This is a genomic window from Rhodocyclus gracilis (assembly GCF_009617575.1).
In the GTDB taxonomy this organism is placed as follows: Bacteria; Pseudomonadota; Gammaproteobacteria; order Burkholderiales; family Rhodocyclaceae; genus Rhodocyclus; species Rhodocyclus gracilis.
Window position 1 is genome coordinate 1 of the sequence record NZ_WIXJ01000005.1, and the last position, 24108, is coordinate 24108.

Below are 24108 nucleotides of genomic sequence, written 5' to 3' on the forward strand. Positions count from 1 at the left end.
CTCGTCGGCATCCAGGACGCCGTACTGCTTGCGCCAGCTGTAGATCGTCTGCTCGCTGATGCCGTGCTTCTTCGCAATCTCCGCGACCGGCGCCTTGTCCGCTTCGCGCAGGATCGTCACCATTTGGGCTTCGCTGAATCGACTCTTCCTCATGACTTCCTCTCTTCAAGGAAGCCATCCTCTCAAGTTTTAGATGGTCCGAAAATCTCCGGGCAGGTCAGACCTCGCTGCGCTGCTTCCGACGTCCCATCACACTCAGGTGCTCCAGCCCGGACGCCGGACCTTGAGAGGGTGTGAGCATGAGTAGTACAACGGATATTCATCCTAACGCTGTGCTGGAGTCGCTGCTGGCCAAGGCCGAGCGCTCGAACCGACGGGCCAACCTCACAAAGATGCACGAGCTTTGCCGCAAGCAGCATGAGGCGGGGTCGCGCGACTTCTCAGTGCCCTCCATCGGCCGCCTGGCCGAAGCAGAGGGCATCATGAAAGGTCGTGCGCTCTACAACGCGCAGTCCGCCGACTACAGAGCGCTCATCGAAGCTTGGGCAGCTTACGCGGGGCCTGCTGCGCCCAAGCCCATCAAGACGCAGGCCAGCCACGACTATCTGATGCGCATAGAGGACCCAGCCATTCGCTCCATCATGCAAGCCATCGTCGCCGAGCGTGACAAGCTCAAAGCCCAACTCAATACACTCAAGGCTCACACACACGTGACCGTGGACCGGCGCCCATTGGGGGCCACCGTCTCGTCCGCTGCTCGGGTACCGGTAGCCGTGGTCGAATTGGTTGCGCAACTGACCCCGACCGAGCGCGAAGCGCTACAGAAGGCGGTGTCAGCTGACTACCTTGATGAGCGCGGTTTGAAGGAAGGCAGTCACGGCGAAATCGTTAACGAGCGAGGCCGAACGATGTTCGAAGTGGGCTTTGCTCGGGCGATTCGAAAAGTGTTGGGGAGTTAGCTTTGGGCGCTTGCTCAGCTAATGCTGTTTGATAGGCAACAACGGAGGGTTAGTTGGACAAACAAAAGCTCATCAACGCGATACGCAGGTCAGGCGGAAAGCAAAATGCTGTGGACGAAGCCAATGACCTATGGGTAAGGCTTGATTGCTTACGTCAAACAGGGCGCTACGACTTCCTGTTGAAACAGCTTTCCAAAGCGAACGACAAAAGCAACTTCCTTGCGCTGGTTCTTGAAGCCAATTTCGCTTATCAGTTCGAGGCCAGTGGGTTGGAGCTCACATACGAGGTCAAGCAGGACGTACGTCACGAAAGCTCTATCGATTTTCTGCGTAAGGCACCGAGCGGTGACCTTATCTATTTCGAGCTTCGGCTTCTGCAGCAAAGACAATCAATCCTAGATTCAATCAAGACTCAGTTGCAGAAGTGTACGATGTTCCGTGTATTTATGGACTGGGAGGCCGAGCAAGAGGAAGTTGCCCGCATCCAGAGTACGGTGCTGAGCAAAGTTCAGGACAAACGCGGAAACCCGATTAAGTTCTTCTCGACCGCTGCCAAGGCGATTAACGTCGTTGTCATAGATGCCACGGACAGCATCTTAGGAACAATTGATGTGCATGACTGCAAACTTGCAGCCTACGGTGACCCAGGCGTTGAAGAGGTCTATCGCAGACAAGTCTTCGGTTTTTTCCAAGCCGACAAGCCAGAGTACCCACAGCACATTCGCGAGCTTGCTGCCCGGTATTTGCACATTCGGAATACGCTTCATGGCGTGCTGTTCCTATTCAAGAGGCCCAACACGGGCATTCTTGCTTACCAGCTAGAGCAGTATCTGATGTGGAATCCCTCGCTTCTGGATGAGACGCGAGTACAACCGATTTACGCTGATGTCACGAGCGCCATACCAACTCGACGGTAACCGCGGGAAGTCAGCCGTAGCGCTGTAAGCAGCGCAATGGAGGACTTGTGCCGTCGCACTGAGGTGTGGGAGACAAGATGCGCCCAAAGAAAAAGCGCCGACGTTACCGTCGACGCTTGAAGTTACGATGTATTGCGATGTATTTCTACATCGTAAATCTTTGACCACGTGAACCCATTTAATGCTGAGCTGAACCGCCACTCACTCACGAACTATGTATCGTTACGGTATAAGTCCGCATAGAGTGGCTTTTTTGTTTTTTGGCGTCGGTTTGAAGGGCCGTTGCTTAGCCGTATTTTGGGCGGGAACAGCCCGGCCCGGCGAAGGTTATCCGGGCGCTGTTCGAGCAAGCCCTGTGCCCTGTTGCCCCCTTTGCGCGTGCAGATCGGGAACGATGCGGAGGATCATCGCGTCCGGCGCGACGAATCATTGGGTTGCGTCCCATTCATAAGCTTTAGCGCGTTGATTCGTTTGGGGTGAAATCTAAGGCTGGAGGAGATCCTACAAGTCTGCTGCGGCCTATGTCTTGCCGTCGCTGCTGGCCCTGTTGGCACGGCGTGTGCAATTGGCCGGGGAGCGCCAGCGGGAGGAATGCGCCTGTTGGCGAAGTTAGGCGAAGGAAGAAGGACGCCATCGCTCGGTGGTCGCGCACTCCCCGAGGCAGCCCTCGTGCTGTGCGGAGGCCTGCCAGCGTTCGTCTTTGCCCGCCGGCGGCGCCCTACTCTTCCAGGGAGCGGTTACGCACCTCTGGCAAGAAGATCACGCCGATGATCGACGCCAGGATCAGCAAGCCGGTGGGGTACCACAGGCCGGCTAGCGGATCGCTGAAGGTGACGCCAAGCCAGGTGACCATGAGCGGGGACATGCCGCCGATCCAGCCCGCCGAAAGGTTGTGCGGCAGCGCGACGGCCGAGTAGCGCGTGCGTGCGGGAAAGAGCTCCGGCAGTGTCGCCGTCTGCGGGCCGGTGATGCACGCCAGCGGCACGACGAGCACCAGCAGCAGGACGACGATCATCGCCGTGTCGGGCGTTGGCAGGCTGCCGTAATGCAGCAAGCCGCGGAAGACGGGAACGATGCTCACGGCGCCGCCAATCAGGCCGGCGAGCAGTACGGGCCGGCGACCGATGCGGTCGGAGAGCCAGCCGCAGAAGAGCGTCGCCGGAAAGAGCGCGACGGTGGCGACGGTGACAAGGCTGCTGGCGTAGGTGGCCGGTAGCTTGACGACGGTTTTCAGGAAAACGCCGGTATAGACCTGCGCCGAGAAGAAGAGCAGCGAGCCGCCCGCCGAGACGCAAAAGAAGAGCAGCGCCATTCTCCCCAGCGTGTGGCGGTCATGAAAGCACTCGCGCAGCGGCGTCTTGGCAAGTGCGTTCTTCTCGCGCAATTGCTTAAAGACCGGCGATTCGTAGAGGTTGAGGCGGCTCTTGATTGAGATGGCGAGCAGCAAGGCGGAGAGCAGGAAGGGAATGCGCCAGCCCCAGCTCTTGAAGTCGGCGTCGCTCAACGCGTACTGGAGGGCGACGATCTGCAGCGTCGAGGCCATCATGCCAAGCGGCCCCATGAGCTGCAGAACGCTGGTGTAGAGGCCGCGTTTGCCCTCGGGCGCGTGCTCGGTGAGGTAGACCGCTGCGCCGCCGATCTCGCCGCCGACCGAGAACCCTTGCAGGATGCGCAGCAGCAGCAGGAGCGCCGGGGCGAGCAGGCCGACTTGCGCGTAGCTCGGCAGGAGGCCAACACAGAAGGTCGACAGGCCCATCAGGACGATGGTCGCCATGAAGATGGTGCGCCGCCCATGGCGGTCGCCGAGCGAGCCAAAAAACGCGGCGCCGAGCGGTCGCACGATCATGCCGACGCCGAAAGTGCCAAGACTTGCCAGCAACGCCGCGACGGGGTCGTCGCCGGGAAAGAAGAGGACGCTGAAGTAAGTCGCCAGGGAGGCGAAGGTGAGAAAGTCGTACCACTCGAGAAAGGTGCCGAAACAGGCGGCGACGACGACTTTTCGCTGGATGGCGCGCGGGTTTTCGGCAGAACTCATCATCGTGCGGGGGAACAAAACGCCGGATTATCGGCTGAAACACGGTGACGACGCGGGGCGTTTTTGTCGGGCCTGAAAGACCGTCGGTGGATATTTCAGGCCCGAGGTGCTGTCAGCAGGACGACAGCATCACGCGCAGGCTCAGGCGAGTGCGGCAAGCGCTTTGGCGTAGTCCGGCTCGTTGGCGATTTCGGGCACCAGTTCGCTGTAGATCACGGTGTTGTTTTCGTCGAGGACGACGACGGCGCGGGCGGCGATACCGGCAAGCGGGCCGTTTTCGAGGGCAACGCCGTAATCGCTGAGGAAGCGGGCGCCGCGCATGGTCGACAGCGTGACGACGTTATTGAGGCCTTCGGCGCCGCAGAAACGGCTCTGCGCGAACGGCAGGTCAGCGGAGATACAGAGCACGACGGTATTCGGCAGATCGCTGGCTTGCTGGTTGAAGCGGCGCACGGAGGTGGCGCAGGTCGGCGTATCGACGCTCGGGAAGATGTTGAGGATCTTGCGCTTGCCGGCGAATTGTGCGAGGCCGGCGTCGGCGAGGTCCTTGCTGACAAGGCTGAACGCCGGCGCCGGTGCGCCCGCTTTGATGAAGGTGCCGCCGACCGAGAAAGGCGTGCCGCCAAGGGTAACCGTACTGGACATGTGCCGCTCCTGAGGTGGGTAAAGCGTGCAGCTTGCCGAAGCCGCGGACGGCTGGCAAGTGAAGGGGCGGCGTGCTACGCGTTAACCGGTAGTAATGACGAGTATTTTTATTGCATAGCGATTTAGAATGCCCCGGCTCGGTCATTCGTCCGCGCCTCTCGGAGGAGATTGCGATGTTTGCTCATCTGCGTATTGGTGTCCGTCTGGCTGGCGGTTTTGCCCTGGTGCTGGCCTTGCTGGCGGTGATCACGACAGTGGCTCTCTTGCGCGTCGCCGAGATCGGACGCGAGGTCGATGATCTCGTGAGCGATAAATACGTCAAAAGCGAGCTGGCGCACGATGTCATCGACAACGTAAACGTCATCGCGCGTAGCTTGCGTAACCTGGTGCTCCTGTCGCGCCCGGACGAACTACGCAGCGAGCGGGAGCGGATCGTTAAATCGCGCAAGCTCATCGATGAGCGTCTGACGCGTTTGCGGACAGTGACGCAAGACGACACCGGGCGTGACTTGTTGCGTGCGCTGGGCGAGGCGCAGACGCCCTACTTCGAGGTGCAGGAGCGCTTTCTCTCCCTGCTTGATGCAGGGCGTCACGACGAGGCTGTGCGCTCCCTGATCGACGACATCCGCCCACGTCAGGCTCGTTTCATCAAGGCGCTGGAGGCGGTGATCGCTCACCAGAAAGAAGAGATCGACGCGGCAGGCGCGCGAACGCTGGCATCGGCGAGTACGACGCAGCAGGTCGTCGGCGCGCTGGCGGTCGTTGCTTTTGTGCTGGCGGCGTTGGTGGCCTGGCTGATGACGCGGTCGGTGGTGCAGCCGATCCTGCAGGCGGTGGGGTTTGCCGAGCAGATTGCCGAGGGCAACCTGGGTGGGCGTATCGAGGGCCGGGGCTCGGATGAGGTCGCCCATTTGCTGACTGCGCTGGCACGCATGCAGGAACGTCTGGCCGGCGTGGTGCGTACCCTGCAGGACAAGGCCAGCGAGTTGTCCGAGGCGGCCGATCAGTTGTCGGCGACTACCGATGAGGTTTCGCAAGCGACGCAGGCGCAGGCCGATTCGGCCTCCTCGATGGCGGCGGCTGTCGAAGAGATGACAGTGAGCATTGGGCAGGTGGCCGATCATGCGCGGGATGCGGAGGCGGTGTCGCAGCAGTCTGGGAAATTTTCCGAGGCGGGCTCGGAGACGATTGCCGGGGTCAAGCGCGAGATGGAGTTGATCGCCCGCTCGGCGGAGCACGCGGCGGCGACCAACACGACGCTGGCGGAAAGCTCGGCGGCGATCTCCGGTATCGTCGACGTGATCAAGGAGGTGGCGGATCAGACGAATCTGCTGGCCTTGAACGCGGCGATCGAGGCGGCGCGCGCTGGCGAGCAGGGGCGCGGCTTTGCCGTGGTGGCCGACGAGGTGCGCAAGCTCGCCGAACGGACGATGCGCTCGACCGAGGAAATCAGCGTGCTGGTCGCGCGCATTCAGAGCGATTCGCAGCGCATGGCTGCCGATATCGAGGGGCAGTCGCAGGTGGTTCAGGGCGGCGTCGCTCTCGTGCAGGAAAGCGATGCGGCGATAGTGCAGATCAAGCAGGCGGCGTCTCAGGTGTTGCAAGTGGTGGGCGATATTTCGGCGGCGATCATGGAGCAAAGCGCGACGGCGACGGGCATTGCCCGTAACGTCGAGACGATTGCCCGGATGAGTGAAGAGAACAGTTCGGCCGTGCTCGAGACGGCTGGTTCTGCGCGTCGCTTGCAGGCACTCTCGGCGGAGCTGCGCCAGGCAGCGTCGGCGTTTCGTACCTGAGATGCGGCGGCATCGGCTTTCCGCGTAGACTCCGGCTTTTCTCCCGCGTCGCTCCCCGTTCCCCTGCCCTACGATTTCGCGTGGCAGGTCAGCCGGCGCGGGGTGTTGCCGGGAGGCTTGTCGCAGGAGTCGTCGTGAAACTGGAAAAAATGTTGCAATCGCAGGGCTTTGGCAGCCGGCGTGAGTGTCGGGCGCTGGTGCTGTGTGGGCGCGTGGGTCTCGGCGGCACCGTCGCCGACGATCCCGAGGCGGAGATCCTGACGGAGGGCTGTACCTTCAAGGTCGATGGCGAGGCGTGGTCCTTCTGCGAACGCGTCTATCTCATGCTGCACAAGCCCGTGGGCTTTGAATGCTCGCATCAGCCGCAGTGCCACCCGTCGGTGTTTTCGTTGTTGCCGGCGCCGCTGCGCCTGCGCGGTGTGCAGGCGGTCGGACGGCTCGATGAAGACACCAGCGGTCTTCTGCTCTTCTCTGACGACGGGCAGTTCGTGCATGCCTATAGCTCCGGCAAGCGTCAGGTGCCGAAGGTCTATGAGGTAACGACGCGTCACCCCATCACTGCGGCGCTGGCGGCGAGTTTGCTCGGCGGCGTGGTCTTGCGCGACGATCCGGCGCCGGTCGTGGCGCGGGCGTGCGAGGTGTTGGGCGAGCGGCAACTGCGACTGACCGTCACCGAGGGGCGTTACCACCTCGTGCGACGGATGATCGCCGCCGCAGGCAACCGGGTGGAAGCCTTGCAGCGCAGCGCGGTGGGCGCGTACTCACTGCCGGAGGATCTTCCGCCGGGGCAGTGGCGGATGGTGCCACCCTTGCCCCCTACCTCGCTGGCGTAGGGATCGGCTAACAGCGCGTCGTTCGCGCTACTCGTGCCACTTTTCGCGGCGCCGCCGCTGGCGCATGATCGCTACTTTCGTCAGAGGAGGCGGACATGCAGAGTGTGTTGATCATCGTGAATGCGCCCGCCTGTGCCGGGGAAGGCATCGCCAATGCCCTGCAACTGGCGACGGCGATCCTGCATCAGCAACGCGAGACGGTGAATCTTCGGCTGTATTTCATGTCCGGTTCGCTGGCGGGCTGTTGCGATGCGCAGGGCAACATGCGGGCGTCGGCGCAAGTCTCCCTGCAAGATCTGGTGCGTCAGGGGGCGCAGCTGGTGTTCTGTTCGACCCATGCGCAGGCAACGCTCAGCGCGGCGCGCGTACACGGCGCCGGCGTGGGGAGTCTGGCGAGTCTTGCCGAGTGGACACTGGCCGCAGACAAAGTGGTGTGTTTCTGAGGCTCGGGCTTTTTTGACGTTTTCCGGGGTGGTTTTGGCGTGACGCTGACTGAACTTCGATATATCGCGATGCTCGCGCGGGAGCGGCACTTTGGCCGGGCGGCGGAGAAGTGTCACGTCAGCCAGCCGACGCTGTCGGTGGCGCTCAAGAAGGTCGAGCAGCGCTATGGCGTGATTCTTTTTGAACGCTCGGCGGCGGAGGTGCGGCCAACGCCGGTCGGTGAGCGCGTGGCGGCGCAGGCGGAGCGCGTGCTGGAGGAATCCGGCAAGTTGCGCGAGATCACCGAACAGGGCCGCGATCCGCTGAACGGGCCACTGCGCGTCGGGGTGATCTACACCATCGCGCCCTATCTGCTGCCGCGTCTGATTCCCTCGCTCCATCGCCGTGCCCCGCGCATGCCGCTGTATCTTCAGGAGAATTTCACGGCCAATCTGGCGCTGGAGTTGCGCCGTGGCGAGTTGGACGTGATCGTCGTCGCGGCGCCTTTCGACGAGCCGGGGATCGTTTCGCGCGCGGTCTATGACGAGCCGTTTCGCGTCGTTCTGCCGCCCGAGCATCCGTTGGCGGTGCAGAGCACGGTCGATCGCGAGCAGATCGCCGCCGAGCAATTGCTCCTGCTCGGACAGGGTAACTGTTTCCGTGATCAGGTCGTGCAGGCGTGCCCGCAACTGACGCGTGGTGTAGCCGAGCGTGGCGACGCGGCGGGCGACGGTAGTGCGCTGGAAGGCGGGTCACTGGAGACTGTTCGGCACATGGTGGCGAGCGGTGCGGGTATGTCGGTGGCGCCCGCCTCGGCGGCCGAGGCCTGGCTGCGCGATGAGACGCTGCTGGTGGTCCGGCCCTTCACTGAGCCGGCGCCGAGCCGGCGCGTGGTGCTGGCGTGGCGCTCGAGTTTTCCACGTCCGCCGGCGATCGATGCGCTGCACGCGGCGATTGTCGCCTCGCCACCTCCGGGGGTTCAGGTGATGGCCTCGCCTCCCGGAGTTTTCGATAGTGCACGGCTATAGTTGGTATTCTCAGGATTGATTGGAGTTATTCAGGCGCGGCTCTTATAGTGTGTTCATGGCCGCGCTGCTTTCGGTAAAGGGGTTCGGTAGGTAGGCATTTCGACGCTTAGTTCAGTCAGGAGGCGCAGATGAGTGCAATGCGTGTGTGGCAATGTACGGTGTGTGGCTACGTGTACGACGAGGCGGCGGGCGATCTGGCGCATGGACTGGCGCCGGGAACGCGTTGGGCAGAGGTGCCGGCCGACTGGGTTTGTCCGGATTGCGGCGTTGGCAAGTCTGGCTTCGAGATGGTCGAGCTGTGATCGCTGCGGCGCGGCCCTTTCAGGCGTGTTGGAATGATCGATTTCTTATGCGGTGCCGTGCAGACGGCGCCACTTTAACCCTGCTGCTTCAAGGAGAACGACGATGAAAATTGATATCGGTATCGAAGAAGGCGTCCGTCGCGAGATCGTTGAAGGTCTGTCGCGCGTTCTGGCGGACAGCTATACGCTGTACCTCAAGACGCACAACTACCATTGGAACGTCACCGGCCCGATGTTTCAGACGCTGCATCTGCTTTTCGAGACGCAGTACACGGAGCTTGCGCTGGCCGTCGATCTCGTCGCTGAACGCATTCGCGCGCTGGGTTTCCCGGCGCCGGCGAGTTATCGCGATTTCCAGCGCCTGACGGTCATCGGCGAGCTGGATGGTGTGCCGAGCGCGCGCGACATGATTGCCGATCTGGTTGCCGGGCAGGAAGCGGTGGTCCGCACCGCGCGCGGCCTTTTCGCCGCGGTCGACGCGGCACACGACGAGCCGACGGCCGATCTCCTTACCCAGCGTATGCAGGTGCATGAAAAGAATGCGTGGATGCTGCGCAGCCTGCTGGAGGCGTAACGACGGCGAGAGCGGTCGCTTAGGCCATGAGCTAAAAAGGCGTCGGGCAACCGACGCCTTTTTTGTTGGCAGCGCACGCTAGGGGCTAGCGTGCAGGCTTCCCTGCGCGAGAGCGGCGGCTTAGCCCGCGTCGGCGTCGACCTTCGGCTTGGCCGTGCGTTTCGCGGCGGCGGGCTTGGGAGCCTTTTTCTCGAACTCGAAGCCGACCTTGCCGTCGCTGCCGCGTACCAGGTAGGCCGAGAACTTCCGCCGCGTGCGCGCCGAGACGAAGTCCTTCAGCAAATCCGTGCGGCCGGTGGCGAGCAGCTTTTCCATCTGCTCGCGTTCGACGGCTTGTTGCAGGATGACCTTGCCGGAGCGGAAGTCGCAGGTTTTCTCGACGCCGACGGACTTTTCGCAGACGTAGGCCATGCCATGGTCGAAGACCTGCGCCTTGCACTTCGGGCAGCTGCCGAGGGACTGCTGGCCGGAGAAATCGACCGGTTCGGCATTGCCGTCTTCGCCCTCGGCGCCTTGGCCGAAGTCGAATTCGGGCGCGTGGTTGGCGCCAAGTTTTACCGTGGCGGCAAAGGGGCGCCCCATCTTGTTACGGAAGCCGAGCAGCGGCCCTACCCTGCCTTCGCGGATCAGCGTCTCGATTTCGGCCGGCTCGAACTGGCGGCCGGCGACGATCTTCCACAGCGAGTAGTCGCAGGCCTGGCACTGGAATTTCTTGTAGGTTTCCTTGATCAGCCCGCCGCATTTCGGGCACGGCGTTTCGAGTTGGCCAAAGTCGCCGGGAATCGTGTCGCTGTCGTAGGTCTTGGCGCGCTCGACTATGCGCCGCGTCATCTCGGCGATCTCCTGCATGAAGGCGTCGCGCGACATTTCGCCGCGCTCCATGCGGGCGAGCTTCCATTCCCATTCGCCGGTGAGTTCGGCGGCGGTAAGTTCGGGGATGCCGAGGCCGTCGAGCAAGGTCATCAGCGAGAAGGCCTTGGCGGTCGGCTGTAGCTCGCGCCCTTCGCGCAGGACGTATTGCTCGGCGATCAGGTTTTCGATGATCTGCGCACGGGTCGCTGGCGTGCCAAGCCCGCGTCCGGCCATGGCGGCACGCAGGTCTTCATCGTCGACGGTTTTGCCGGCGCCTTCCATGGCGGAGAGCAAGGTTGCTTCCGAATAGCGTGCCGGCGGGCGGGTGGTGTGCGCGTTGAGGACAACGTCCTCGGTGTGTACGGTCTCGTTCGGCGCAACGGGAACGAGATTGCCCTCCTCGCCCTCCTGCCCTTCGCGTCCGTAGACCGCCAGCCAGCCGGGGTTGATCAGCACCTTGCCTTCGGTCTTGAACGGCTCGCCCTCGACGCGCGTGATGCGCGTCGTCACCAGATGCTCAGCGGCGGGGAAAAAAACAGCGAGGAAGCGCTTGACGACCATGTCGTAAAGCTTCTGCTCGGGTTCGGAGAGCGATTTCGGCGCCTGCTGCGTCGGGATGATGGCGAAGTGGTCGGAAATCTTCGCGTTATTGAAGATGCGCTTGTTCGGCACAACCCATTTCTTGCCGCGGATGGTGTGCGCGAAGGTGCCGTAGCGCTGGTTCAGCGCAGCGTCGTCCTCGATCATGGCGAGGGTCGCGTCGACGGTGCGCAGATAGTCTTCCGGCAGCGCGCGGGCGTCAGTCCGGGGGTAGGTCAGCACCTTGTGTTTTTCGTACAGCGCCTGGGCAAGGCCCAGGGTCGCTTTCGCCGAGAAGCCAAAGCGTGAGTTCGCTTCGCGCTGCAGGCTGGTCAGGTCGTAGAGAAGCGGCGACAGTTGCGACGTCGGCTTGGCTTCTTCGACGACGGCGCCGGGTTTTCCCTTGCACTGCGCCGCAATGGCGCTGGCGCGGCTCTCGTCCCAGAGGCGGTCGGCCCGCAGGTGTTCGTCGTCGTCGCCCTTGCCGCGCGAGAACTTCTCGTCGAACCATTTGCCGCGATAGTCGCCAGCGGCGCAGGTGAAGGTCGCTTCGACTTCCCAGTACGGGCGCGTCTGGAAGCGGCGGATTTTGGCTTCACGCTGCACCATGAGGGCCAGCGTCGGCGTTTGTACGCGGCCGACGGTCGTCAGGTGGAAGCCGCCGGTTTTTGAGTTGAAGGCGGTCATCGCCCGCGTGCCGTTGATGCCGACGAGCCAGTCCGATTCCGAGCGGCTGACCGCAGCGTCGGCGAGCCCGCGCATTTCGCTCGCCGAGCGCAGGCGGGCGAAGCCATCGCGAATGGCTTGCGGCGTCATCGATTGCAACCACAGGCGTTCGACCGCTTTGGCGGTCTTCGCGTGTTCGGCGATGTAGTTGAAGATCAACTCGCCTTCGCGTCCCGCGTCGCAGGCATTGACGAGGCCATCGACGTCCTTGCGCTTGATGAGGCGGGTGAGCAGTTTGAGCCGCGCCTCGCTTTTTTCGATCGGCTTGAGCGCGAAGTGCGGCGGGATCACGGGCAGGTGTGCGAATGACCACTTGCCTCGCTTGACTTCGTACTCCTCAGGGCAGGCGAGTTCCAGCAGGTGGCCGATGGCCGATGAGAGGACGTAGTCGTCGCGCTCGAAATAGTCGTCATGCCGGGTAAAACCGCCGAGCGCACGCGCGATGTCGGCGGCAACGGAAGGTTTTTCGGCAATGATCAGCTTCTTGCTCATGGAGTACTCTGCCCGGAAGGCGACGCGCCGCAAGGGCGTCAGGTGGCGGACGTCGGCAAGGTACCGGCGTTCGGGTGCGGGGCATGATAAGAGTACGGCGCCGCGCTTGGCAAGCGCAGGCCAGCACGCGGCTTAGTGCGCGAGGGCGCCTTCCGAGGCGGAGAGCAATTCCTCGACGATCAAGGGTTCGAGGTCTTGTTCGCGGCTCCACAAAACCATCAGGACGATGATCTTGAAACGGCCGAGCGACACCGGATCGTCAGGGAGGGCAAGGCAGCGGTCGAGGATGAGTTCGCGCATGACCGGCGTAATGACGCCGGCCGCCTCAATGAAAATGAGGAAATCGAGACTTTCTGCACTGATGCGCTGCCGCTCGCGCAGAGAGAAGACGCGCAGCGAACGCGGGTCGCAGGTGAAATCCTCAGCGTGCGCTGTTTTCAATTCGTCGAGCCAGGCGAGCGCAGCGCTGATCTCGTTTTCCTCGAAGCCGAGTGCGTTGAGCTTGAGCGCTAGCGCATCGGGTGCCGGATGAGCGGCAAAGTCCTGATAGTTTTCGAAGAGGTAGACGAGGATATCGATCATGGGGTTTCTGGCAGGCGCTGGTAGCGGCCGCCGGGAAGGCTGGCAACGCGACCATCGAGTTCGAGTTGCAGCAGGATCAGGGAAAGCGGTCCTGCCGTCAAGCCGCTGCGTAGCGCGAGTTCGTCGAGCGCGCAGGGGTCGTGGCCGAGGGCGGCGAGCAGTCTCTGGGCTTTATCTGGTGTCTCGCTGTCGGCGCAGGTTTGGCCGGCGGTGCTGTCGGTGGTGTCTGGCGCGGCGGATCGATTGATCGATGGCAGGCCGCTCCAGCGCAGCTCTTCCAAGACGTCCTCGGCGGTTTCGATGAGCTTGGCGCCTTCGCGCAGCAGGCGATGACAGCCACGCGCCTGTGGCGAATGGATCGAGCCGGGAATCGCGAACACGTCGCGCCCCTGCTCGGCGGCTAGGCGGGCGGTAATCAGTGAGCCGCTCTCGACCGCCGCTTCGACGACGAGCACGCCGCGCGACATGCCGGCGATGAGCCGATTGCGGCGCGGGAAGTTGGCGGCGAGCGGCGGCGTGCCGAGCGGGTATTCGGAGACGACGGCGCCGTGCGCAGCAATATCGAGCGCGAGTTGGTGGTGCCGTGCCGGGTATATGCGGTCGATGCCGGTGCCAATGAGCGCGACGGTGTGGCCGCCAGCGCTCAGTGCGCCGCGATGCGCGGCGCCGTCGATACCGAGAGCCAGACCGCTGACGATACTGAGCCCGGCACGGGCAAGCGCGCCGGCGAAGCTTTCGGCGTTGCTGATGCCGGCTGGTGTGGCGTTGCGGCTGCCGACGATGGCGAGGGCCGCGTGCGTCAGTGCGCTGCGCTCGCCGCGGACGTAAAGGAGCGTCGGCGGGTCGGCGATGTCGAGTAGCGAGGTAGGGTAGTCGTCATCGCCGAGGACGACGAGGTGACGGTCCTTGTCTTTGGCGTGCCACTCAAGGGTGGCGTCGATGCGGCGGTCGAGTTCGGGGTCAAAGAGCTTTTCGCTGGCGCGGCTGCCGATGACGGCGGCGATGGCGCTGCGTTCGTTGTCGAAGATCTCCGGGGCGGGGCCGAAGGCGGTGAGCAGCCGGCGCTGCGTCACGCTGCCGACGCCATTGGCGAGGGTCAGGCGAAGCCAGGCGGCCAGGGTGTCAGTCTCGGTCATGGGACGGCGGGCGCGTTGTGCGCAAGGTTGGAAGGCGAGGAGTGCTCTGTCGGTGTTGCTGGGTCGGCGCGAGGCCGTCAAGCTGCCGTGGCTCGCTGGCGCAGAGCTGGTGGCGTCAAGGGTCGGCCATGGCCGCGTGTTATCCTTGCAGCTGTCGGTGCTGAACGCTCTCGCCGCGGCGCTGCCTTAGGGTTGTGCCCGATTTTGCAGAAGCCCATTTATTCCATCAAGTTTTTTTCTATGGCTCTCCTACCCATTCTTTGTTACCCCGATCCGCGCCTGAAAACCATCGCCAAGCCCGTTGCGGTGGTCGATGACGCGATTCGTCGCCTGGTCAGCGATATGGCCGAGACGATGTACGACGCGCCGGGCATTGGTCTTGCCGCGACGCAGGTCGATGTGCATGTCCGTCTGGTCATTATCGATACCTCGGAGACGAAGGATCAGCTGTTGGTCCTCATCAATCCCGAGATCATCGAGCGCACGGGTTCGCAGCTGTGCGAGGAAGGCTGTCTCTCCTTGCCGGGCGTGTATGACCGCGTCGAGCGTGCCGAGCGCGTCGTTGTGCGCCACCTCGACCTCGACGGCAAGGAGTGCCAGTTCGAGGCCGACGAGTTGCTGTCGGTGTGCGTGCAGCACGAGCTGGAACATCTCGACGGACACGTTTTCATCGACAATTTGTCGATCCTCAAGCAAACGCGTGCGCGCGCTCGTCTGGCCAAGTACGTTCGCCGTGCCAAGGCCTCGGCCTAGGCACGTTCGGAGAAACGTCAGATGCGAGTGATATTCGCCGGTACGCCGGTTTTTGCGGCGACTGCGCTGGAAGCGCTGCTCAATGCCGGTCATGAGGTGGTGCTGGTGCTGACGCAGCCGGATCGGCCGGCGGGGCGTGGCATGAGTCTCAAGCCCTCGCCCGTCAAGGCACTGGCGCTGGCCCATGGCATCGAGGTGTTTCAGCCGACGACGCTGAAAGATCTGGTGGCGCAAGAGCGCTTGCGCGCGCTGGGGGCGGACGTCATGGTCGTGGCGGCGTATGGTCTGATCCTGCCATCGGCCGTCCTGGGGCTTCCTGCTTACGGCTGTATCAATATCCACGCTTCCCTGCTGCCGCGCTGGCGTGGTGCCGCGCCGATCCAGCGCGCGCTCTTGGCGGGCGATACGCAGACCGGCGTGGCGATCATGCAGATGGAAGCCGGCCTCGATACCGGGCCGGTTCTACGCAGCGAGGCGATCCCCATTACGGCGGACGACACGACGGGCAGTCTGCACGATCGCCTTGCCGACTTGGGCGGTCGCCTCTTGGTGGCGACGCTGGGCGCCTTGCCGATGAACGCCGTGGCGCAGCCGGTCGATGGCGTGACCTACGCTGCGAAGATCGAGAAGTCGGAGGCGCTGATCGACTGGTCGCTACCGGCGGAGGAACTCGATCGGAAAGTGCGCGCCTTTTCGCCGGCACCGGGTGCGGCTTTCGTGCTCGATGGCGTCCTGGTCAAAGTATGGCGGGCAGAGCTCGATAGTTCGGCTTCAGGTGAGCCGGGGACGATTCTCGCAGTCGGCCGCGACGCGGTGCAGGTCGCCTGCGGCCGTGGTTCCTTGTGTTTGCGCGAGCTGCAGCGGGCGGGCGGAAAGCGTCTGCCAGTTGCGCAGTTTCTGGCGGGGACGCCACTCGCGGTGGGGAAAGAGCTCGGCGCTGGCGCTTGAGCAGTTTCTTCCCGCGCCGTTGCGCTGCGCGTTTCCTTGGTGTGCTATAGCCTCGCTACAGACCTGGCGTGGGGACGCCTCCCCTTCTTCTTTCTGGCGGGTTCCGCGACTTCCGCTGCGGCCGAGTGATAGCGACAGAGACGCGTGGCCAGGCGCGCCGGACTTGATTTTCCTGCCCTCGCCCCGATCTCGGTGCCCTCCCCTTTATCGCTTGGAGCGCGTTCGCTATGTTCGGGAATCTACTGAAGACATCGTTGCTGATGGCGGCGATTGTTGCCTTGTTCGGCGCCATCGGCGCCTTCGTGGGTGGCGTCAATGGCATGTTGCTCGCGCTGCTGGTTGGCGGGGCGATGAATGTCTACGCCTACTGGAATTCCGACGCGATGGTCTTGCGCATGTACAACGCGCGCGAGGTCGATGCGGTGTCGGCGCCGCAGTTCTACGCGTTGGTGCGCGAGCTGGCCGAGCGGGCCGCCTTACCGATGCCGCGCGTCTTCGTGATCGACGAGGCGCAGCCCAACGCGTTCGCCACGGGCCGTGATCCGGAGCACGCTGCCGTCGCAGCAACGACGGGCATTTTGCAGATGTTGTCGGCGCGCGAGCTGCGCGGCGTCATGGCGCACGAATTGGCGCATGTCGCCCACCGCGACATCCTGATTTCGACGATTTCTGCGACGATGGCCGGGGCGATCTCCGCTTTGGCGAACGTTGCGATGCTGTTCGGCGGCCGCGACGAAGAGGGTCGGCCGACCAATGCCGTCGCCGGATTGGCTATCTCCTTGCTCGCGCCGCTGGCGGCGATGCTGATTCAGATGGCGATTTCGCGTGGCCGTGAGTTTGAGGCGGATCGTGGCGGAGCCGAGATCAGCGGTGATCCGCAGGCGCTCGCCGACGCGCTGGAGAAGATCGAGGCGTATGCGCACGGTCGAATCCTGCCCGCTGCCGAGGCGCATCCGGAGACCGCGCAGATGATGATCCTCAACCCGCTTTCGGGCGGTGGCCTCGGGCGGCTGTTCAGTACGCACCCGCCAACCGCCGAGCGCACGGGGCGTTTGCGCGCGATGGCGATGGAGCGCCGTTTCACGTGAAACATGCGCTCCGGCGTCAATCAGTCGCGGCGCAGCAGTTGTCTGAGCATGCTCGCCAGTCGATAGCCGGCCCAACTCAGGCGCTGCTGGGCGATGCCCTGCGCGCGGCGGTTGAAGTCGCTGTCGATGAGGAGCGGGCTACCTTCGCCTTGCGGATAGCCGGCGTCGCGCGCCAGCCGGTAGCTCTCGTTTAGCCAGGTCTTGAAGTTGCCTGCCGGCGCTGGCGGTGGGTTCGCGACGCGCAGGCGGGAGGCCTCGCGCACCAGTGCGTCGCCACGCAGGGCATTCGTGCCGGGGAGGTCGTCCCAGTAGGCGTGCAGAGACGTCACGCGTGGGCGGTTGGCATAGGCGAGGCTGACTTTCACCGCGTTGCCTCCCTCGTCACTGTTGCCGTCCTGGTCGATGCGGCAGCCGACATGCAGCGGTTGGTGCGCGTCGCCGACCAGATGTAGTAGCCAGACGAGCGCCCAGGCGCGGCTGGCCTCTCCTTCGGCGTTGTTGCCGAGAGTCGCGCTCAGGCGGGGCAGTTGTTCGTCGAGTTGTCCGTGCTGGCTCTCCTGGTCGGCGAGAAGGTTGGTCGGACGATCGATGAAGTGCCAATCGCGGTGCGCCGCCATGTCGGGAAAGCCGGGTAACACGGGCGTGTCGCCCGTCGTGCCGCCTTCGCTACCCGCAAAGCGTGGGTCGTGGCGGATTTCGTCTGCCCAGGTCGAGGCTTCGACGAAGGCGGATTCGTCCCGTGTTTCCTGCTCGCCGCGCCCTTGCCAGCGGGCGTAGTCGGGATGTGCTTGCAGCAGGTGGTCGATTTTGCTGCGGGTTGCCGGATCGAGGCCCTGCCAGGCGATCTCGGCAATCAGGCGGTGACCAGTTGCATTCCACGCCTGCGCGGGTGCAGCACTTGCCAATCCGCCAAGGAGCAAGACGAGACCCAAGGCTTGCACTTATAGCGTGCCAGTGCGAAAGCGCTCCTGCCCCCGCCCGCGCTACTCTGTGCGACAGTCTGGCGCCTCATGCATCGAGCCCGTGGTCGTCATGTGCTGCCGGGTCGTCGAGCGGTTCGAGGTGGGTCAGTACGCTGGTGCGTGGCAGGACGGCGCGAATATCGCCCTCGATCTGCTCCAGCAGGTCGTGCCCACGCTGGACCGTCCAGAGGCCGGGGACGAGGACGTGCAGTTCGACGAAGCTGCGGGCGCCGGACTGGCGCGTGCGCAAGGCATGAAAATCAATACCTTGCTGGCGGTAGCGCTCCAGCACCGCAGCAAGCGCGGCGCGTTCATCGGGCGGCAGGGCGACGTCCATCAGCCCGTCGGCAGAGCGGCGTAGCAGCTGCACGCCGGTCCACACAATGTTGCCCGCGACCACGAGCGCCAGCAGCGGGTCGAGCCAGAGCCAGCCCGTCAGAGCGACGGCGCCCACGCCGACGATGACGCCGACCGAGGTCCAGACATCGGTCATCAGGTGGTGACCGTCGGCTTCCAGGGTGATCGAGGCGTAGCGTTTGCCAGTCGTCAGCAAGATCCGCGCGACAACGAAATTGATTACCGTGGCGACACCCGACACAGCCAGACCAATGTCGACGGCCTCCAGCGCTTGTGGTGAGAGCAGACGAGGAATCGCCGCGTAGGCGATGGCCCCCGCCGCGACAATGATCAGCAATCCTTCAAAGGCGCTGGAGAAATACTCGGCCTTGCTGTGGCCAAAGGTGTGATTGCGGTCTTCAGGTTGTGCGGCGAGCGAGAGCATCGCCAACGCCATGCTGGCGCCGGCGAGGTTTACCAGCGATTCAAGCGCGTCGGAGAGAAGACCGACCGAGCCGGTCAAGAGCCAAGCCCAGCCTTTCAGGCCAATGGTCGCCAGCGCTGCGGCAATCGACAGCCAGGCAAAGCGTTTCAGAGAGACAGTGGTCATGTCGGCATTATCGCCGATGCACCGCCGCGCGTGGGGCGGCGGCTAAGCGGCACGGCCCGCATGCTAAACTCGGAACCCGATTTTTGCCGGATTTTCAGCCTTGGCGCACTCCTCGCATCGTTCCCCTTCGCCCACGGCGACGGCTGCCGCCGCCTCTTCTTCGCGACCTTCCTCCGGGGCTCGGCGCGTCCGGGTGGCGCGGCCGGCCGATCCGGCTGCCCCGGCAACGCCACCGGCGTTGGCGCCGGATTCGCTGGCGTGCAGTCTGTGGCTCGGCGCGCAGGCGGTGGCGGCGGTGCTTGGCGGGCGTAGCCTTGATGCCGGACTTGCCCTCTTTGCCAACGGCCCGGCGACCGCGCGGGCGGCGGCGCAGGATGCGGCCTACGGCGCTCTGCGGCGTTATGGTGCAGGCGATTTCATTCTTGGCCGCTTGTTGCAGACGCCGCTCTCGCAGGCTGAGGTTCGCGCCTTGCTTCTCGTGTCGCTGTACCGGCTGGAAACCTGGCCGGAGGCGCCGCATACCGTCGTCGATCAGGCGGTCAGCGCGGCCGGCGCCTTTGCTGGCGGGGCTTTCCGTGGGCTGGTCAACGGCGTATTGCGCAACTATCTGCGGCAACGCGAGGACTTGCTCCGCGCCGCCGCCGCCGATCCAGTGGCGACGCACTGGCATCCGGACTGGTGGCTGGCGCGCTTGCAGCGGGCCTATCCCGAAGCGTGGCCGCAGATCATTGCGGCCGGCAATTCGGCGCCGCCCATGTGTCTGCGCGTCAATCGGCGGCGCACGACGCGTGCGGAGTATGAGCAGAGGCTCGCGGAGGCCGGGATTGCGGCGCGGCCGGTGGCTGAGGATGGGCTGCTGCTGGAGCGGCCAATGCCGGTCGACGCCGTGCCCGGCTTTGCCGAGGGCTTGGTGTCGGTACAGGATGCGGGCGCGCAACGCGCGGCGGAGTTGCTGGCACCGGCGGCCGGTGCGCGCGTGCTCGACGTCTGCTCAGCGCCCGGCGGCAAGACGGCGCATTTGCTCGAACGCCAATCGCTCGACCTGCTGGCCCTCGACGTGCAGCCGGCGCGCCTGCGCCGCGTCGGTGAAACGCTGGCACGCCTTGGCCTGACGGCGAAGACCCATCTGGCCGATGCCTCGCAGGCGGTTGTCGACCAGTCCGGGACGCCTGCTCCGGCTGGCTGGTGGGATGGCGTGCCCTTCGATGCGATTCTTGTCGACGCGCCCTGCTCCGCTTCCGGCGTGGTGCGCCGCCATCCCGACGCGAAGTGGTTGCGTCGGGCTGGCGATCTGCGTGGCTTCGTGCATACGCAGGCGGCTATTCTCGATGTCGTCTGGCCCTTGCTGGCGGTGGGCGGTAAACTGCTTTACGCGACCTGCTCGATTTTCCCGGAAGAAAACGGGGCGCAGATCGATGCATTTGTCTGCCGTCATGGCGACGCCGAGCGCGTTGCCGAGGAACGGCTGTTACCGCAGGCTGAACACGATGGGTTTTACTATGCCTTGTTGCGGAAGACTGCTTAGGTCGCTGCTTGCCGGCAGCGCCTTGTTCTTTTTTACGGCGGCGGCGCAGGCCGTCGCTCCCGGCGAGATCGAACTGCGTAACCCGCAACTGTCGGCGACCGACGAAGGCTGGAGCGCCTCGGCCGACTGCGTCTTCGATTTCAACCCACGCCTCGAAGAAGCCGTGACGCGGGGCGTCGTCCTCTACTTCGTCGCCGATTTCGAGCTGAGTCGCGCCCGCTGGTACTGGCTCGACGAGCGCGTGGTCAGCCGCAGCCAGACGTTCCGCCTCTCGTACCACGCCCTGACCCGCCAGTACTGGCTGTCGACGGGCGCCCTGCATCAGAATTTCGCCACGCTGGACGAAGCGTTGCGCATGCTGTCCCGTCTGCGCAACTGGCAGGTGATCGACCGCAATTCGGTGCGCAGCGACGAGACCTACCTCGCCAGCCTGCGTATCCGCCTCGACCTTTCGCAGATGCCGAAGACCTTCCAGGTGAGCGCGCTGGCGAACCGTGACTGGAGCCTCGCCTCCGACTGGGTGCGCTGGAGCTTCTCGCCAGCCGATACGCGATGAAGTATCTGGTGATCGTCGCCGCAGCACTCGGCGGCATCCTGCTCTTCCTGCTGGCCTCGGCCAGCGCCAATACCGCCTTGTTTGCGCGCCACTATCCGTGGCTGATCGGGCTTAACGCGATCGTCGCGCTGGCTCTGTTGAGCCTCGTCGGCTGGCAGTTGCGCGTACTTTGGCGCGAACACCGCGCCAAAGTCTTCGGTTCGCGTCTGAAGCTGCGGCTGATGCTGCTGTTCGGGGTCATGGCGGTGGTGCCGGGCGCGTTGGTGTACGCCGTGTCGGTGCAGTTTCTGACGAAGAGCATCGAGACCTGGTTCGACGTGCGTGTCGAGAAGGCGCTCGAATCGGGGCTCGATCTTGGCCGCAGCGCACTCGATTACCTGCTCGTCGATCTGAGCGGCAAGGGACGCTCGATGGCGCTCGAGCTTGGCGACCAGCCGGAGGGGAAGCGCCCGGCGATGCTTAATCGCTTGCGCGAGCAGGCCGGCGTTCAATCGGTGGCGCTCTATTCGGGTTCCGGGCAACTGCTGGCGAGCTCAAGCAGCGAACTGGCGTCGGTGCGCCCGCCTTCACCGACGGCGGCGCAGTTGCGGCAGGCGCGGACAATGCCCGGCTATTCGGCCATCGAGGGCGAAGGTGGCAGCGAGCTGTTGTTGCGGGCGCTGGTGCCGGTGGTCGGGCGCGGACTCGGCGAGGAGCCGCGCATCCTCCAGGTGGCGCAGGAAGCGCCGGCGGCCCTGGCGCTTAACGCCGAGAGCGTGCAGGCGGTCTATCGCGACTATCAGGAGCTGTCGCTCGGCCGCGAAGGGTTGACCCGCATCTACGCGATGACGCTGACGCTGACCGTGCTGTTGGCGCTGTTTGGCGCGTTTGCGCTGGCTTTCGTGCTGGCGCGCCGTCTGTCGGCGCCGCTGTCGATTCTTGCCGAGGGCACGCAGGCGGTGGCGGCCGGCGACTTTACGCCGCGCCAGGCGATCTATAGCCGCGACGAACTCGGCGTTCTGACGCAGTCGTTCAATCGCATGACGCGCCAGCTCGACGAGGCCCGGCGGGAGACCGAACGCCATCGCTCGGAAGTCGAATCGGCGCGCGCCTATCTCGAATCGATTCTGGCCCACTTGTCGGCAGGCGTGCTGGTTTTTGACCGCCGCTTCATCCTGCGTACGGCGAATCAGGGCGCCCGCGCCATGCTGGCGGACGATTTCACCAACATTCTCGGCGAGCCGGTCGATGCCTGGCCGCGGCAGAAAGTTCTCGGGCGGGCCGTGCGCGATGCCTTCGGCGAACACGGCGACGAAGAATGGCAGATGCAGATCGAGCTCGATCACCCCGGCGGCCCGACGCAGGTGTTGCTGCTGCGCGGTACCGGTCTGCCTGACGGTAGCGGCGGCGGCTATGTCGCGGTCTTCGACGACATCACGCGCCTGCTGGCGGCGCAGCGCAGTGCCGCATGGGGCGAAGTGGCGCGGCGGCTGGCGCACGAGATCAAGAATCCGCTGACGCCGATCCAGCTTTCTGCCGAGCGTTTGCACATGAAGCTCGCGGATCGCCTGACCGGCGCCGATGCCGAGGCCTTGGAACGTTCGACGCAGACCATCGTCCGGCAGGTGCAGGCGATGAAGCGGATGGTCGACGATTTCCGCGACTACGCGCGCATGCCGGCGCCCGAGCTGGCGTCCGTCGATCTCAATGAGTTGGTCACCGAAGTGCTCGGCCTGTACGAAACCTCGCGCGCCGAGATCGACATTGCCCTGGACCCGGCCCTGCCTCCGGTCAGCGGCGATGCCACGCAGCTGCGGCAGATCATCCACAACCTCCTGCGCAATGCCGAAGACGCGCAGGATGCCGACGACGAGCCGGCGATCAGCGTCAGTACGCGCTTCATCGACGGACAGGCTGAATTGCGGGTCGCCGACGCCGGTCCGGGCTTCCCGGCCGAGGTGCTGGCACGCGCCTTTGAGCCCTACGTGACGACGAAGGCGCGTGGCACGGGGCTGGGACTCGCCATTGTCAAAAAGATCGTCGATGAGCATCAGGGCCGCATCGACATCAGCAACCGACCCGAGGGCGGCGCCGAGCTACGCATCACCCTGCCCTTGGCGCGGCCCGCCGTCGCCACCGCAACCCATCTGAACTCCTCTTCGAGCGAGAGCTAACCATGGCGCAAATCCTGATTGTCGACGACGAAGTCGGCATTCGCGAACTTCTCTCCGAGATTCTGGCGGACGAAGGTCATTCCGTCTGGCACGCCGAAAACGCCAGCGCGGCCCGCCGCATTCGCGCCGAAAAGCGGCCGGATCTGGTGCTGCTCGACATCTGGATGCCTGATACCGACGGCGTCTCGCTGCTCAAGGAATGGTCCGCTTCCGGCTTGTTGACGATGCCGGTGGTGATGATGTCTGGACACGGCACCATCGATACCGCCGTCGAAGCGACGCGCATTGGTGCGACCGACTTTCTGGAAAAACCGATTGCCCTGCAAAAACTGCTGGCGACGGTCAAAAAGGCGCTCAAAGGCCCGGTGTCGCCACAGAAGCGGCCGCTGACGCTCGACGTCTTCGCCCGCTCGCCCTTGCTCAAGGATCTGAAGCGTCGTCTCGAACAGGCCGCGGCGCGCGCGCCGGTATTGCTCCTGCGCGGCAGTTCGACGGGCATGGCCGAGGTCTGTGCCCGCACGCTGCAGGCGCGCAACATGCCCTGGCTCGATCTCTCCACGGCCAGTACGCCCCTCTCCGTCGAAATGCTGCAGAACGCCAGCGGCGGCATCCTGTTTGTTTCCGACCTGTCGCAGCTCGGACGCCTGCAGCAGATGAATCTGGCGTTTGCCCTCGACCGTCTGGAGTCGCACAAGCTACAGCTCATCGCCGCGACAACGCGGCCGCTGACGGCGCTCGCCGAGGCTGGGTGGGATGCGGCCCTGCTCTCACGCCTGGGCGAGGTCTGGGTGGCGCTGCCGCATCTTTCGGGGCACGCCGACGAAGTGCCCGAGATTGCGTCGCTGCTGCTGGCACATCTCTCCGAGCGCGGTGAGGCGCCGCTGCGCAGTTTTTCCAGTGCCGCGCTTAACGCCTTGCGCATGCACAGTTGGCCCGGCGACTGGCCAGAACTCGCGTCGACGGTGAAGAACCTCGCGCTGTCGGCGCTTGACGACGAAATCAGCGTCGATGACGTGATGCGCGTCCTGCAGCCCGACGGCCCACCGGCCGTCGGGCCGGCGCCGCCTGCCCTGCCCTTGTTCGACCAGCCGCTGCGTGAAGCGCGCGAGGCCTTCGAGCGCCTTTACTTCGAGCACCACCTGCGCGGCGAAGGCGGCAACATGACACGTGTCGCTGAACGCACGGGCCTTGAGCGGACGCACCTCTACCGTAAACTCAAGCAGCTCGGCCTCAATCTGTCGCGGCGCAACGACGACTAGCGAGGAGTGGCAAGGTCTGGCGGGCTGCGCCGTCGGGCA

General features: G+C 64.4%; 23 protein-coding genes. 15 read left to right on the forward strand and 8 right to left on the reverse strand.

Features of this window, described 5'->3' with window-relative positions; genetic code table 11:
* The coding region (locus GHK24_RS08290) for a transposase (RefSeq protein WP_153468888.1) at positions 1-153 on the reverse strand (153 nt) is incomplete at its 3' end.
* 146 nt (positions 154-299) lie between these two features.
* On the opposite strand from GHK24_RS08290, the gene gmtX reads away from it, so the two are divergent.
* Positions 300-959 (forward strand): gamma-mobile-trio protein GmtX, encoded by a 660-nt coding sequence (gmtX, locus tag GHK24_RS08295; RefSeq protein WP_153471954.1) that lies wholly within the window; start codon positions 300-302, stop codon positions 957-959.
* Positions 960-1012: 53 nt separating this feature from the next.
* Positions 1013-1876, forward strand: a complete 864-nt coding sequence (locus GHK24_RS08300) for a hypothetical protein (protein WP_153471957.1) — start codon at positions 1013-1015, stop codon at positions 1874-1876.
* 718 nt (positions 1877-2594) lie between these two features.
* Here the strand turns inward: GHK24_RS08300 and GHK24_RS08305 are convergent.
* On the reverse strand, positions 2595-3914 hold the full coding sequence (locus GHK24_RS08305) for an MFS transporter (protein ID WP_228384618.1): 1320 nt from the start codon (positions 3912-3914) through the stop codon (positions 2595-2597).
* A gap of 138 nt (positions 3915-4052) precedes the next feature.
* Entirely contained in the window at positions 4053-4556 is a 504-nt protein-coding gene (gene tpx / locus GHK24_RS08310; protein ID WP_153471960.1) for a thiol peroxidase, read from the reverse strand.
* Between the two features lie 173 nt (positions 4557-4729).
* On the opposite strand from tpx, the gene GHK24_RS08315 reads away from it, so the two are divergent.
* The 6 genes from GHK24_RS08315 (at position 4730) to GHK24_RS08340 (ending at position 9512) form a co-directional block, all read left to right on the forward strand.
* Positions 4730-6352 (forward strand): methyl-accepting chemotaxis protein, encoded by a 1623-nt coding sequence (locus GHK24_RS08315; RefSeq protein ID WP_153471963.1) that lies wholly within the window; start codon positions 4730-4732, stop codon positions 6350-6352.
* 134 nt (positions 6353-6486) lie between these two features.
* Positions 6487-7185, forward strand: a complete 699-nt coding sequence (locus GHK24_RS08320) for a pseudouridine synthase (RefSeq protein WP_167680907.1) — start codon at positions 6487-6489, stop codon at positions 7183-7185.
* A 95-nt stretch (positions 7186-7280) separates the two neighbouring features.
* The gene (locus GHK24_RS08325) at positions 7281-7628 is read left to right on the forward strand and encodes a hypothetical protein (protein ID WP_153471966.1); all 348 of its coding nucleotides are present in this window, start codon (positions 7281-7283) and stop codon (positions 7626-7628) included.
* Positions 7629-7667: 39 nt separating this feature from the next.
* On the forward strand, positions 7668-8636 hold the full coding sequence (locus GHK24_RS08330) for a LysR substrate-binding domain-containing protein (protein WP_167680909.1): 969 nt from the start codon (positions 7668-7670) through the stop codon (positions 8634-8636).
* Between the two features lie 128 nt (positions 8637-8764).
* Complete coding sequence (locus tag GHK24_RS08335; RefSeq protein ID WP_153471974.1) at positions 8765-8938, forward strand: rubredoxin; 174 nt, start codon at positions 8765-8767, stop codon at positions 8936-8938.
* 103 nt (positions 8939-9041) lie between these two features.
* Positions 9042-9512 (forward strand): Dps family protein, encoded by a 471-nt coding sequence (locus GHK24_RS08340; RefSeq protein WP_153471977.1) that lies wholly within the window; start codon positions 9042-9044, stop codon positions 9510-9512.
* Between the two features lie 120 nt (positions 9513-9632).
* Here GHK24_RS08340 and GHK24_RS08345 read toward each other — a convergent pair whose 3' ends face one another.
* From GHK24_RS08345 to dprA, 3 genes are all read right to left on the reverse strand, one after another.
* Positions 9633-12161, reverse strand: a complete 2529-nt coding sequence (locus tag GHK24_RS08345) for a DNA topoisomerase III (protein ID WP_153471980.1) — start codon at positions 12159-12161, stop codon at positions 9633-9635.
* A gap of 132 nt (positions 12162-12293) precedes the next feature.
* The gene (locus GHK24_RS08350) at positions 12294-12743 is read right to left on the reverse strand and encodes a Smg family protein (protein WP_153471983.1); all 450 of its coding nucleotides are present in this window, start codon (positions 12741-12743) and stop codon (positions 12294-12296) included.
* Complete coding sequence (gene dprA, locus GHK24_RS08355) at positions 12740-13879, reverse strand: DNA-processing protein DprA (RefSeq protein WP_153471986.1); 1140 nt, start codon at positions 13877-13879, stop codon at positions 12740-12742. Before dprA ends, GHK24_RS08350 begins: the two co-directional genes overlap by 4 nt.
* 240 nt (positions 13880-14119) lie before the next feature.
* Between dprA and def the strand changes: the two genes are divergently transcribed.
* The 3 genes from def to htpX all read left to right on the forward strand — a co-directional run bounded on the left by def (position 14120) and on the right by htpX (position 16668).
* On the forward strand, positions 14120-14632 hold the full coding sequence (gene def / locus GHK24_RS08360; RefSeq protein WP_153471989.1) for a peptide deformylase: 513 nt from the start codon (positions 14120-14122) through the stop codon (positions 14630-14632).
* 21 nt (positions 14633-14653) lie between these two features.
* On the forward strand, positions 14654-15580 hold the full coding sequence (fmt, locus tag GHK24_RS08365; protein WP_153471992.1) for a methionyl-tRNA formyltransferase: 927 nt from the start codon (positions 14654-14656) through the stop codon (positions 15578-15580).
* Positions 15581-15807: 227 nt separating this feature from the next.
* The gene (gene htpX / locus GHK24_RS08370) at positions 15808-16668 is read left to right on the forward strand and encodes a zinc metalloprotease HtpX (RefSeq protein ID WP_153471995.1); all 861 of its coding nucleotides are present in this window, start codon (positions 15808-15810) and stop codon (positions 16666-16668) included.
* Between the two features lie 20 nt (positions 16669-16688).
* Here htpX and GHK24_RS08375 read toward each other — a convergent pair whose 3' ends face one another.
* Together GHK24_RS08375 and GHK24_RS08380 are read right to left on the reverse strand one after the other, a co-directional pair.
* On the reverse strand, positions 16689-17609 hold the full coding sequence (locus GHK24_RS08375; RefSeq protein WP_153471998.1) for a S1/P1 nuclease: 921 nt from the start codon (positions 17607-17609) through the stop codon (positions 16689-16691).
* Positions 17610-17676: 67 nt separating this feature from the next.
* Positions 17677-18576, reverse strand: a complete 900-nt coding sequence (locus GHK24_RS08380; RefSeq protein WP_153472001.1) for a cation diffusion facilitator family transporter — start codon at positions 18574-18576, stop codon at positions 17677-17679.
* Positions 18577-18769: 193 nt separating this feature from the next.
* On the opposite strand from GHK24_RS08380, the gene rsmB reads away from it, so the two are divergent.
* The 4 genes from rsmB to GHK24_RS08400 are packed head-to-tail and all read left to right on the forward strand — an operon-like array spanning position 18770 to position 24069.
* Positions 18770-20101, forward strand: coding sequence for a 16S rRNA (cytosine(967)-C(5))-methyltransferase RsmB (gene rsmB / locus GHK24_RS08385; protein ID WP_340666144.1), 1332 nt, complete (start codon positions 18770-18772; stop codon positions 20099-20101).
* 22 nt (positions 20102-20123) lie between these two features.
* Positions 20124-20657 carry a DUF4390 domain-containing protein gene (locus tag GHK24_RS08390; protein ID WP_228384619.1) on the forward strand — a complete coding sequence of 178 codons (534 nt, stop codon included), beginning with the start codon at positions 20124-20126 and terminating at the stop codon, positions 20655-20657.
* On the forward strand, positions 20654-22810 hold the full coding sequence (locus tag GHK24_RS08395) for a sensor histidine kinase (RefSeq protein WP_153472008.1): 2157 nt from the start codon (positions 20654-20656) through the stop codon (positions 22808-22810). The genes GHK24_RS08390 and GHK24_RS08395 overlap by 4 nt, the downstream gene beginning before the upstream one ends.
* Before the next feature lie 2 nt (positions 22811-22812).
* Complete coding sequence (locus GHK24_RS08400; protein ID WP_153472012.1) at positions 22813-24069, forward strand: sigma-54-dependent transcriptional regulator; 1257 nt, start codon at positions 22813-22815, stop codon at positions 24067-24069.
* The last annotated feature ends 39 nt before the right edge of the window (positions 24070-24108 follow it).